Here is an 11,868-nt window from a genome sequence, read left to right on the forward strand (position 1 = left end):
AGCCCGTCATGAGCGTTCGCCGTATCGTTGCCAACCTGGCCAGCAACCACCCCGCCGAAGTCGCCGCCTTTTATCGCAAGCTGTTCGATATCACGCCGCTGATGGACCACGGCTGGATCATCACCCTGGCCTCCGACAGCCACGCCCACGCCCAACTGAGCATTGCCAGCGAAGGCGGCTCCGGCGCACCGGTACCGAACCTTTCCATCGAAGTGGACAACCTCGACGAAGTCTTCGAGCGCGCGCAACGCGCCGGCTACCAGATCCTCTACCCGCTGACCCTCGAACCCTGGGGAGTGCGGCGCTTCTTCGTGCTTGACCCACTGGGCACGCTGATCAACGTACTGCAACACACAGACTGAACCTCATAACATCCGACGCAGCACCGAACGCCCTCGAAGCTGGTGTTGCAACACAGCGGCCAGGTGCAGCGCCACCAGCGCAGCCAGCAGGGTGCAGAGCAGATGATGCAGTTGTTGAACTTCTGCCAGGGCTGGCAGGGAGTGAAGCAGTTGCGGCAACGGCATGATCCCAAGCAACAGCACAGGATGGTTCATCATCATCACGCCGGTCAGCAATACGCCGCTCACACTGAGATAGATCAGGATGTGGGCCAGCCTGGCGATGCTTTTCTGCAGATCCCGGGTACCCGCCGCCGGTTCGGACGACGTGGTCAGGTATAACCACAGGCGCCAGGCAAACAGCGGAATGAACAGCGAGGTCAGTTGTGGATTGACGCTTTCTACCCACTGGCGAACCGGGTGATTGACGGGAAGCAAGGTCACACCGAAGCCGCTCAACGTGGCCCAGAGGATCACCAGCGCGGAGATCCAATGCAGGTAGATACGGGCGGTGGTGTAGGGCCTGGGGGGTGATTGCAGGACGGGGTGGACCATAAATCGTGCGATAACCTTGAGTAAGAAGGATTTACATTTAGATTTGCGGCGCCACGGTACTACCAGGCTCTCCGCTCTGCAAGCACTTGGCCACCTCGCACACCCCATGGACGGGTGCTTTTGTCGCCTGCCCAGGGGGGTGAGTCGGCTACCCTCTAGCCCATAAGATCGTCAGGATCTAACCTCTTCTCTGAAGTCCGTTGCGGAAAAAGGGACCATGACCTCATCAATCTCTGCGAACGATCCCGTTACGGTAAAGCTGCTCGAAGATGTGCGGGCGTGCGAAATCTGCGCCGAATTCCTCCCCTTGGGGCCGCGCCCGGTCTTGCAAATGCACGGCAGTGCAAAGATCTTGATCGCCGGGCAGGCGCCCGGAAGCAAGGTGCACAAGACCGGCATTCCCTTTGACGACCCCAGCGGTGACCGTCTGCGGGACTGGATGGGGATCGACAGGGCAACCTTCTACGATGAAACGCGAATTGCCATCTTGCCGATGGGCTTCTGCTATCCGGGCAAGGGCAAATCCGGCGACTTGCCGCCGCGTCCGGAATGCGCGGCAACGTGGCGGGCGAAGTTGCTGGCGCGCATGCCGGACATCCAGTTGACGCTGGTCATCGGGCAGTACGCGCAAAACTGGCATCTGCACGATAGCGCCAAAGCGAGCCTTACCGAGACGGTGCAGGCTTGGCAGGAATATTGGCCAAACGTACTCCCCCTGCCCCACCCAAGTCCGCGCAATAACATCTGGCTGAAGCGCAACGCCTGGTTTGAAACGCAGGTGCTGCCGGCATTGCGAGCACGGGTCGAGAGGATTCTGTCGTCATAGTGTTGGTCAGCAAGGCTGAAGCCCGCTGGGCCAATCACGCTTATCGTTAGCAAGGTGGGTTTCACCTATCAGTAATGGAATCCCCCTCGCCACAATCGGTAATAATCCCGACCTTGTCGCTGTACAACCTGAGCACTAGTCTTCGGTGGTCGCCGCTTATTCGGCGACCGGGCTTGGAAACCCGAAGACATAGCGCACAGGCGCCAACCAGTTACAATTGCCGGCGTTTTTTTCGTCCGCAACTTTGTCAATGGCGGCTGTGCGCGGGAGGATTTCGATCCTGCCGGGTCCTATGTCCCCGGTTTCCAACCTGCGTACAGCTGCCACCCCTTCGCTTGGAACGAACGTGGCGGCTCTCACTTAGACGTAGGAGCTATGCACATGCACGTACTTGCTTCGCTCGACCTTCACTTCTCGGATACCTGCGTAATCGCCGGAGGTATTCAATGAATGATCATTCCCCCATCAAGACCCTCGGCGTCATTACCTTCGCCTCCTGCGGCTCGGGTGATCAGCAGTTGTTCCGAGTCAACCCCGATGTCCCGATCAAGGACGCCATGGAGCACGCCTCTAACCTGTTTTACTGCGCCAAGCACTTGGCCCTGGATGCTGCCATGGAGACAGATGGAAAGCGTTATGCCTGGGCCTCCCACTACCTTTGCGAGATGGGCAAAGCAGTGGTCGATGACCTGAACCAGAGAATGTTGTCTGGTCAAAAGGCCTAGGCAGGGGCAGCTACTGGCGGATCGCAATTGCCGGTCCGCACAAACCTGCTGTTGTAGGAGCAAGCTTGCTCGCGATGGACGTCAACGATGACGCGGAATGTCTGATGCACTGCGGCATTTTCACGCTCATCGCGAGCAAGACTGATCTAACATGGCAATAACGGAAAACGAATCCATTCCAAACCTTCTGGCCAGGGCCTTGGCCATGCTCGGTGGAACGCAGAGGTACTGCGCTTATCTATTCCTCAACCGACGCGGTAAGACGCCGCCCGCCCCTGAAAACCCTTAGTCGTCGACTCCTGCTCTCCTCTGATGTCTCTCCCACTGCAGCAATCGGCCAAAAGCGGACAGTCCACTTACCAAATTATTCTAGAAAGCATTATGAGATTGTGATGTTCTAGGGAGACAGGGATTATTCAGACTGCCGTGCAGTTGAACGAGAGGGAGCTTATGGGTACGGTCACAAAGCAAATCCAGAACGCTGCTGAGTCAATTTTTCGGAATATCGAATTGCTTGCTGACCAGCGGGCACTGCTCTCGCAGAACGTACTCGCCCAGCTCCGGAACCTAGTAGAGGGCGTAGCAGTTCGTCTTCACACGGGCTCGCCCGACGCCGAGTTTAACTACGCTGCGGTTGAAGCTGGGCTGGCCTTCGTCAAGAGTAATGGAAAGCTTAACTTCCTCGGCAGATTCCACAAACTGATCCAGCAAAGTGCCTCTCACTACACACTGGACGGGGACGCTTCCGAGCGTTTGATGCTCAAATACTATGAGTACCTCTGCCGCATCCGAAGCTTGCTTCAAGATAGCTGTGAGCTGGCCGTACTGGCAAACCTTGAGGATTTTCCGGTTGACCTCGATCCTTCTCTCCGTGAGTACCACGAGAAGATCGCTGAACGAATTGAGCTGGCTCACTCATCCCCGCCGGATAACGGCCCTCGGGATCGATACTACATCCATAAAACGCGTCCTTTTTTCATCTTCGGGCGGATTTGCTACGAAGCTACTCTCTATCGTGCTGTAAACAAGGTGAGCAAGTTCGACCGTATCATCGCCTTCACTGATATCGATATGACCGATAAGTATGCGGCTATGTTGACGCTTCGACGAGACTCGATTGAAGTACTAGGCCAGATGATGCCGATCACCATCATCAGCGAGTGGGAAGTTTCAATTCGCCCGTGTGAGTTCGACAATTTCGCACGTCTCTTGGGCTTCGTCTCAAAAGTCCGCACCACCTCGAATGAGTACCGTTACTTGATGCATCGGCTGACGGCTGGCTCAGGCAGCTTGCTTGACCTTCTTGATATCTCTGACGACAGATATGCTGCGGCTAGGGCCGATGCCACGGCTGAGGGCGCGCAGCCCCTGATCTTCCCTGTACTAGATAGAGCGCGTTTGATCGTGAGATCACATGCACCAGGCCACAATGCCCTCCGATATCTCATGCTGCGGATGCAGAACCAGATACTCAAATCGCAGTACGACCGAGACGGCTGCCGCCTTCTTTCTGGACTGAAACTTCCATACCGGTGCATTCCCTTTGACACCATGCCGTTTTGTACCTCGTTGTCTTCCCACAATCCTCGGTACTGGGACCTTATCGAAAGCCTTGATACGACTGGAAGGGGCCACGAACTGCTTGCTCGACGCGTGAAGAACAACGTAGAACGTCAGGGAAACCTTTACACGCCCGTGGCTGACCTTGAAGCGTTCGGAGACGTCAATGGATTGATCTCGACCTACAACGCGAAGCTCTACTACAAGCATACGGAACGCTATCTCCTGCTCGACAGGGGGCACGTCTTTGTCCGTGGGTATGAGAACGAAACTGTCTCCATTGTTGAGCAGCTTCAGGGATACGCATCGTCAAAAATTGAGGGCTTCACTCAGGCCGTCGAGCGCTGGCTCGATGAAACACCTGGTCGCATCGACGACCCTATAAAGAAGAACGCCCTCAAGCAGTTGTTCAGCCAGTCGCGCGTCGCACTAATCTATGGGGCAGCCGGCACTGGCAAATCAACGATGGTTGACCACATCGCTCACTATTTCAACGATAAGGATAAACTCTTCCTAGCGCACACAAATCCAGCGATCGACAACCTAAAACGTAAGGTCACCGCGCAGAACGCCGACTTCCGGACAATCAGCAGTCAGATTGGCAAAAAGACCTCTGCCACGGAGTACGACCTTCTCGTTATCGACGAATGCAGCACCGTCAGCAACGCAGATCTCATCAAGGTACTGGAGAAAACCTCCTTCAAACTGCTTGTATTGGTTGGCGACGTTTACCAGATCGAGTCGATCCAGTTCGGCAATTGGTTCGAGATCATTCGATCATTCATTCCAAGTACGGCGGTTTTCGAGCTGACAACTCCCTTCAGAACCAAGAACGACTCACTGTTAGGCTTCTGGAATAAAGTTCGCGCCATTGAAGATGATCTCTCCGAGGTCATGGCCCGCAACGGATATTCCAGTGTACTCGACAAGACGCTATTCGAGCCTCAGGGGCAGGACGAGATCATCCTGTGTCTGAACTACGACGGCCTCTATGGAATCAACAACATCAACCGATTTTTGCAAACCAGTAATCCTGGCGCGGCTACCATCTGGCGTGTCTCCACGTACAAGATTGGAGACCCAGTGCTCTTTCACGAGACCGAACGGTTCCGACCTGTGATCTATAACAACCTCAAGGGTCGCATCGTTGGCATCGACACCGTTCGTGGCCGGATCCAGTTTGACGTAGAGCTTGATCGAGCGCTCAGTGAGTTCGACGTAGATCATGATGAGCTTGAATGGATAGAGGGCTCGACCGTTCGCTTCTCTGTCTACGACTCCAATACCAGCGACGAAGACGATGATTCTCTGAACACCACTGTACCATTCCAAGTTGCTTACGCCGTGTCGATACACAAGGCTCAGGGCCTAGAATACGACTCCGTCAAAATCGTCATAACCGACGCCAACGAGGAAGACATTACTCACAGCATCTTTTACACAGCAATAACTCGGGCACGCGAGCATCTGCGAATATTCTGGACTCCCGAGACGCAGCAAAATGTTCTAGAGCGGATCAACCTCAGCGCGAACACAAAGGATGTCGCTATTCTCGCTGGCCGTCGCGGCCTTAGACCAGTGCGCAGATGAATTGTGAAGGGCCGCTATGGACCGATTTCTGCCCCTCACCACGGGCACAAAACGGCCAATAGCGGACTCTAATGCCCGCATTCGTGGCTGGATTGGAGTGCAGCGGAAACCAGTCCGAGAAAAATGTGCATAAGCACCTAATGATTAAGCTAAGGGAGGGCTTCAGCCAATCCCAGCGAACGAAGTTAGCGATTTTAACCAATTGCTATATATTGCCTATTAGTTCAGCCCTAACAATTCTCAAGGGATCTATCGTTATGCCATTAGAATTGAAACAAGTATTTGCCCTGTCCGCAGCCTCTACGGGCGGATCACCATCGACAATTGAATGAAGATACCAAAGCGCCAGCGACAACTCATGTTGCCCGGCCTCTCCTACGAAGGTGACAACATATGGCTTTGTTGTTGATCTGTATCGCATGACAAGTTTGTCATAATTTTCACCAAGTAAGGTTCCTGCGACATCCTCAATCATTTCCGGAACATCTATGTAGCTGTGATTAAATCCAGGAGCATGAATCGCTACCTCTTTAAAAAGGACAGCAAAAGGCCCTTCGTCAGCAGGGGTTTGTTTCCCTTGGATTGACATGCTGAATTGATTACTTCCTTTCCTCTCTATTCCAGAAGATAGAGAAATTAGAGCTGATTCTATCTCTTTCTTTATTGCGCTCTTAGGAAGAATTCCTCTTGTGTAGAAGGAGGCTATATCATTAGTTCTTGTGCCATGAAACCACATCGCTTCAATCTCTGACCTAGAGCTTCCAAGTGCATCGCAAATCTTCTTGTAAATATATTCTTCCGGCTTATATGTGTGATCCTGATAAGGATTGAGTGGCTTTAGCAGTAAGGTAAGAGTCGTTTTGTCTGTATTCAAAATTTTACAGACAGTTGACCATGCTGTGTTTTGGTCGGAACAGTCTAAGATCATTTCCGCCTCCATGGATTTGGTCGCTATATAACGATTAGGCTAACGGGCACGGGACGGGCTTTAGCCCGTCCAAGTGAGAGGAGCAAACGATTTGAACCAATGTTATGTGCCAAAGCCAGTTTCTAAATTATGCCAGCTTCTTTTTGTAGCTTTTTAATATAATCACTTAAGGACTCATTAAAAACAGGGATGGTATCACTTACAAACCCCCAGTCAAAATTCAATAAGGCGCTACTCCAACCTACGCTATAAATAATCCCGTCCTCATCGAGCTTTTTATCACCATGCGTCATTATAAAGCTTTCTTGATCAAAGTGAGCACCGTGCTTGTTGCGGTATGCTTTGGCAGCCTCTATAAATTCATCAAACTTGACTTTGATATCGCCAGAAAACGCCTCTAAAATTATCTCATCGAGAATCGGCTCCCAAAATGGTTTCTTGTTGGTGGCAATAACCCCTGCTTTCCCATAGCCGTCATTAAAAATAGTGCAGAGTTTAATTATTATTTCTTCAGTTATTAGCTCGTCAATAAGCTGGATATCATGAATATCAGGAAATAAAGAACCATGTTCTTCTTCGAAACTATTCAATGCCTCCCCACCAAGTCGCAGGCCAGTTTTTAATCTTTTGCGCTCATTATCATATAATTCGGTAATATGCAGCGGCCTTCCAGTGTTGCAGAAGCGATCAACTCGCTGCCTAAATGCCAGAAGATCAATAATTCTATTGAGGGCTATTTGCCACAAATATAACCTGCCAAGGGTTTCTTTCACTATTAGCACCACCTTTATTTAGTACTGATAACAAAATTGAAGCGACTTAACCTAGCTAGATACACACAACTATAAGTAGGCGACATTTATTGCGTAATTGCTTACGCCACATCTGTCGCAAAACCTTCCCTATCCATTCGTAACGCCTTGATCCCATTGAGCTAAACGCTTGAAACGAGCCAACTAGCTATTGAGCAGAAGCGACAAGACCTTCCCTGAGGCTACATAATCTTTGGATAGCGTGTCTATGGTCGGGTGTGGATTAAGCGCTCCGATCTGTGAATGTCCGCTCCTAGCCGATTTCTGCCCGTCGTGAGGGGCAGAAATCGACCCAAAGCTGCCCTTCATGGATAGCAGTGAACGGCCAGAAGCAGACGGTCGCCCCTGATAAATTCGCCCCATTTTGCTCTTTCAAGTGGTGCTCCTCTGCATTTATTTATGCAATTGGCACTTAAATTGCGCCGAAAGGTATCAGTTTGAGGAAAGGTATTACAAAGAATAGGCACCCTCTGGTAATAGTGTATAAAACAGGAATCAGAAATTTTTCCGGAGATTGCCTTTGGCGATTTGCTCCAAGATCTGCATGTAACGCTCAGGCGTTACTTTAGAGATTTCTAAGACGTTGGTGAAAACGGGTGGAAAATCTTTGCCAGGAACCTCGTATTTTGCGGAAACCTGCGTGATCAGTGCGTTGTAGAGGCTGATCAGTGTTGGGCAGCTAGCATATTGAGGAAACACACGGACCGCCTCGTCCAGAGAGTTGTACAGGGGGATGCTGTACATGTGGCCCGTGGTTTCCTCGATGTTGCCGTAGAATCTCGCTTGCGCGTCTTTGAGGAAGTGTTTGAGCAGGTGGGGGTCAAGCACAGGCACGCCATTGCGGGGATAGCCCGCATGAAACTGGCCGTTGATGATCACTAAGGGAAGAACCGTAATGTCATTACGGCCGATGAGTGACGGGTAGTGCACTGCGCAAAATTCTTGTAGATTTTCGCGGACCCGCTCTGCTTTTCGGCTGGCCTGAGTAGTTTTGTAATCTATTCCATTGTTATCGGACATCTCGTTGTGATAATCCAGCGGAGTGATAGGCGTGCGTCGGCTCCTGAGTTCGGCAATGACTATCAAGTTGCCAAAGGCAAACGTCAGATCAATTTCTTCATACTTTTTTGGCGCGTACCTAAATTTCAACGCCGCGGTCCAGCAGAGGTGCTCTGCTAGTATGGGGTTGTTTGATCGGCACTCTTGCAAAACGTTGAGAATGTCAAGTTCGAACAACTTGCCACGGCGTTTAGAGTTGGGGTCTATCCGCTTCAGCCAAGTGTCAAAATTTCGCCCCATACTAGCAGTCAGCAGGGCACTCACTGGAAAACATACATGCTCATCCAGAACCAGCAAGGGTTGGCTCCAAAGATCGTTTTGGATGATGCTGGCGTCATAGGAGAGGATCTCGATGACGATCCTTACGTCTTCTACAGTCATATTTGTGCAACGCACCAGGAGATCGATCAACTCGTCCAGCCGAATCCTTGGGGCAAAGTCCAGCAGCTCGTCCCACTGCCCCGGCGATGGCTTGGATAAAGCCGTCTCTTTAATCTGGACGGAAAGAACCGCTAGGTGAAACCAGACATTCAAAACATTGCGGATTGCCTGATCCTTGGCGTCGCTGGATGCCGAGTCCAGTAAGGGATGCAAGTGCTCGTCGATCATGTAGTGCGGTGCGGCGCGATGGTAGAAAGCCGACATCTGCGCCTCATCCGATAGATCCTGCCATGGAATGCAGGACAATACGTTACCAGGGCTCTGGTAGTGCAGATATTGACCTTCGTACAACAATGATTCAGCAATCAAGCGCCGGCTTTTCCAATCGCGGACGATTTGCATTGCATTGGTGGCGTTATGGTGATCCCGACGATATTTGGAGACGGCCTTGATCAAATGCGGGTCCGGTGTGGTGGAGGCCAGTACCACTCCATTTGGATGCGGAAAAAATCTGACCTCGCCGTAGAGCAGATCCTGCCAGATTCGCGAGAAGCTATGAAAAAGCTGGGCCATTGAGGTTTCATTCTCAAAGAACGTGAGCTTGTCCAGTTGATGCGGACGAGCTTCAGGAAAGACCCGGTCTAGGTCATCCCTATACTTTATTAATAGTTCCCAGAAAGGCCCGCATAAGCTATCGAGCCGATACGCGTTCAAGGTATTAGGATCAATCTCGACGCCGCCATTAGTAAGGGTGGACTTAAAGTCCAGATGCTGTTCCATCGCCGCGTCGGGCTGTCCCGCCATGAGCGCCATCTGTTCCTCGGAAATCCGGTAGAACGCGTGATTGGAGGCACCCAAGTGTGCTTGGATAAGTTCGTTCGCACTCAGCGGAGCTTCTCGGCTGAAAGTGAATTGCTGACGAGTATTTTGTACGCGCTGGAAATGCTCATTGAGCCAGTTAACACCATTGAGGAAACCCCGCTCCTCGTTTCCCGCGCCCCTAGTCCACTCATAGGCTTGAAGCCAGCTGGATATTTCGAACTTGTCCAGCATGGTTGGATGGGGGAGTTGTCGATCACGGGCTAGTTTCAACAGCGTTGTTTGGGGGTGGTTCATAGCGAGAAATCCCTGCCTCGATTGCTTGAAATGGTGTACCTCGCGGCTGATAGCGCAGCCAGACGATATTCCCTCGTACGGCTCACATCAAGCCATCCCTGCCTCCTCTGGCAACATTCCGGTAAAGCCGGGAGCACAAGCTTTTGAATGCCCCGGGTTTGCTATCGACCCGAAGCTGCCGTTCAGTAAGGGCAGCTAATGGCCGATTCTGTTGAAAAAGTAGCTCCCCTGTCTGGCCTGCGGCAAAATCTCTGCATTGGCCAGCAGGGAAGCACGCAGCATGATGGGACAGTTATCGAGTGGGCAGGAGCGCCTGTTTTACTCGTTCAACCTTGAAGATCACATCCCAGCCAATCACCTTCTGCGCAGCATTGATCAGTGCCTCGATCTGAGCGACCTGCGCCATTACCTCAACGATTTCTATAGCCCGATTGGGCGTCCTTCAATTGATCCTGAGCTGATGATTCGCATGCTGATCGTGGGCTATTGCTACGGCATTCGCTCAGAGCGGCGGCTGTGCGAAGAGGCCCATTTGAACCTGGCGTATCGCTGGTTCTGCCGGTTGAGCCTCGAAGATGAAGTCCCCAATCACTCGACCTTTTCCAAAAATCGACATGGCCGTTTTCGGGACAGCGATCTGTTTCGCTGGTTGTTCAATGAGGTGCTGCGTCGCTGTATGGAGGCAGGCTTGGTCAAGGGCGAGGGGTTTGCCGTGGACGCCAGCATCATCAAAGCGGATGCCAGTCGGCAGCGCGGCGTACCGGGAGATGAGCAGGTCAACTGGAGCGATCCGTCGCTGAGCACCCGCGCCGTGCGTGAGTACCTTGAGGCACTCGATGAGGAGGCTCTGGCCGAAACGCTACCGAAACGCCTATCGCTGACGGATCCTCAAGCCCGCTGGACCGCAGCTCCAGGTGGCCCAGCGTTCTACGCTTACTCCACCAATTATCTGATCGATACCGAGCACGGTGTCATCGTGGATGTGGAACCCACACCGGCTCATCGCACCGCCGAAGTCGAGAGCACCAAGACAATGATCGACCGCGTCGAAGCGCAGTTCGACATCAAGCCGGAACGCCTCATCGGCGACACCGCTTACGGTACGGCGCCAATGCTGGCCTGGATGGTGGAAGAAAAAGACATCGAGCCGCATGTGCCGGTGTGGGACAAAACCGAGCGCAAGAACGACAGTTTTTCGAGCACCGATTTCCACTGGGATGAAGAAACTGAGGAGTATCGGTGTCCAGCCGGCAACGCGTTGCGCAGCGAATGGCGAGCTTTCAAGAACGAGCGTTCGCACGTCACCAAAGCCAACACCATCATCTTCCGCTCCAGACAGACCGACTGCGCAACATGTCCGATGAAAGCCAAGTGCTGCCCGAACACTTCATTTCGCAAGATCGCTCGCAGCGTCCATGAAGCTGCTCGTGATGTGGCTCGGCGCATCGCCGCGACGCCGGAGTACGTGCGCTCTCGCCACGAACGTAAGAAGGTCGAAATGTTGTTTGCCCACCTCAAGCGCATCCTGAAATTGGATCGATTGCGACTACGTGGCATGAGTGGCGCGACCGATGAGTTCACGCTGGCGGCCTCGGTACAGAACCTGCGGCGATTGGCCAAACTTACGTCTCAAGGGCCGCCAGCAACGGGATAGGTGCGCCTGCACTAAGCAAAAAACCTCCAACTAACCCAATAACAGAGCAGCAAAGCTCAACGAAGGGCCGACAAACCACTCAGTGTGGTGAGTAGGTTCTCCGGTGGCGGTCGCGCCTGAACTCAGACGAGCTGAAAATCTGACTTTTTCAACAGAATCGGTCGAAAGCGGCCAACCAGCAGCTGAAAATCAAGCTGGTCACCCGCAAGCCAGACGATTGCCAATATGAATTCTCTTGATAGACCGCTTTCGGCCAGAAGCTACCCTTAATCACAGGCAGTATTCGGCCTAAGCGGCCATTTCGTGGTGATCAATTTCACC

Annotated in this window: 9 protein-coding genes; 5 read left to right on the top strand and 4 right to left on the bottom strand. The window is 52.5% G+C overall.

Going from position 1 to position 11,868, the window contains the following annotated elements; all coding sequences use genetic code 11:
- Window positions 1–8 precede the first annotated feature (8 nt).
- Window positions 9–362 carry a VOC family protein gene (locus UCMB321_RS12500; RefSeq protein WP_040067087.1) on the top strand — a complete coding sequence of 118 codons (354 nt, stop codon included), beginning with the start codon at window positions 9–11 and terminating at the stop codon, window positions 360–362.
- 3 nt (window positions 363–365) lie between these two features.
- Here UCMB321_RS12500 and UCMB321_RS12505 read toward each other — a convergent pair whose 3' ends face one another.
- Window positions 366–896, bottom strand: a complete 531-nt coding sequence (locus UCMB321_RS12505; protein WP_084614959.1) for a cytochrome b/b6 domain-containing protein — start codon at window positions 894–896, stop codon at window positions 366–368.
- A gap of 217 nt (window positions 897–1,113) precedes the next feature.
- On the opposite strand from UCMB321_RS12505, the gene UCMB321_RS12510 reads away from it, so the two are divergent.
- From UCMB321_RS12510 to UCMB321_RS12520, 3 genes are all read left to right on the top strand, one after another.
- The gene (locus tag UCMB321_RS12510; protein ID WP_052451164.1) at window positions 1,114–1,722 is read left to right on the top strand and encodes a uracil-DNA glycosylase family protein; all 609 of its coding nucleotides are present in this window, start codon (window positions 1,114–1,116) and stop codon (window positions 1,720–1,722) included.
- Between the two features lie 446 nt (window positions 1,723–2,168).
- Window positions 2,169–2,447 (top strand): DUF3077 domain-containing protein, encoded by a 279-nt coding sequence (locus UCMB321_RS12515; protein WP_040067090.1) that lies wholly within the window; start codon window positions 2,169–2,171, stop codon window positions 2,445–2,447.
- Between the two features lie 450 nt (window positions 2,448–2,897).
- Window positions 2,898–5,597 (top strand): ATP-dependent DNA helicase, encoded by a 2,700-nt coding sequence (locus UCMB321_RS12520; protein ID WP_040067093.1) that lies wholly within the window; start codon window positions 2,898–2,900, stop codon window positions 5,595–5,597.
- Between the two features lie 205 nt (window positions 5,598–5,802).
- On the opposite strand, the gene UCMB321_RS30690 is transcribed toward UCMB321_RS12520, so the two are convergent.
- From UCMB321_RS30690 to UCMB321_RS12530, 3 genes are all read right to left on the bottom strand, one after another.
- Window positions 5,803–6,525, bottom strand: a complete 723-nt coding sequence (locus UCMB321_RS30690) for a hypothetical protein (RefSeq protein WP_157015941.1) — start codon at window positions 6,523–6,525, stop codon at window positions 5,803–5,805.
- Between the two features lie 122 nt (window positions 6,526–6,647).
- The gene (locus UCMB321_RS12525; protein ID WP_209437163.1) at window positions 6,648–7,298 is read right to left on the bottom strand and encodes a hypothetical protein; all 651 of its coding nucleotides are present in this window, start codon (window positions 7,296–7,298) and stop codon (window positions 6,648–6,650) included.
- Between the two features lie 534 nt (window positions 7,299–7,832).
- Entirely contained in the window at window positions 7,833–9,893 is a 2,061-nt protein-coding gene (locus UCMB321_RS12530; RefSeq protein WP_040067099.1) for a hypothetical protein, read from the bottom strand.
- A gap of 280 nt (window positions 9,894–10,173) precedes the next feature.
- On the opposite strand from UCMB321_RS12530, the gene UCMB321_RS12535 reads away from it, so the two are divergent.
- Window positions 10,174–11,547: an IS1182 family transposase gene (locus tag UCMB321_RS12535; RefSeq protein WP_040067101.1), complete on the top strand. Its 1,374-nt coding sequence runs from the start codon at window positions 10,174–10,176 to the stop codon at window positions 11,545–11,547.
- Window positions 11,548–11,868: the final 321 nt, after the last annotated feature.

The organism is Pseudomonas batumici (assembly GCF_000820515.1).
Classification (GTDB): domain Bacteria; phylum Pseudomonadota; class Gammaproteobacteria; order Pseudomonadales; family Pseudomonadaceae; genus Aquipseudomonas; species Aquipseudomonas batumici.

Coding starts and splice junctions, on each gene's coding strand:
- UCMB321_RS12515 (WP_040067090.1), top strand. CDS start 2,169: ATGAATGATCATTCCCCCATCAAGACCCTCGGCGTCATTACCTTCGCC.
- UCMB321_RS12505 (WP_084614959.1), bottom strand. CDS start 896: ATGGTCCACCCCGTCCTGCAATCACCCCCCAGGCCCTACACCACCGCC.
- UCMB321_RS12510 (WP_052451164.1), top strand. CDS start 1,114: ATGACCTCATCAATCTCTGCGAACGATCCCGTTACGGTAAAGCTGCTC.
- UCMB321_RS12500 (WP_040067087.1), top strand. CDS start 9: ATGAGCGTTCGCCGTATCGTTGCCAACCTGGCCAGCAACCACCCCGCC.
- UCMB321_RS12520 (WP_040067093.1), top strand. CDS start 2,898: ATGGGTACGGTCACAAAGCAAATCCAGAACGCTGCTGAGTCAATTTTT.
- UCMB321_RS30690 (WP_157015941.1), bottom strand. CDS start 6,525: ATGATCTTAGACTGTTCCGACCAAAACACAGCATGGTCAACTGTCTGT.
- UCMB321_RS12535 (WP_040067101.1), top strand. CDS start 10,174: ATGATGGGACAGTTATCGAGTGGGCAGGAGCGCCTGTTTTACTCGTTC.
- UCMB321_RS12530 (WP_040067099.1), bottom strand. CDS start 9,893: ATGAACCACCCCCAAACAACGCTGTTGAAACTAGCCCGTGATCGACAA.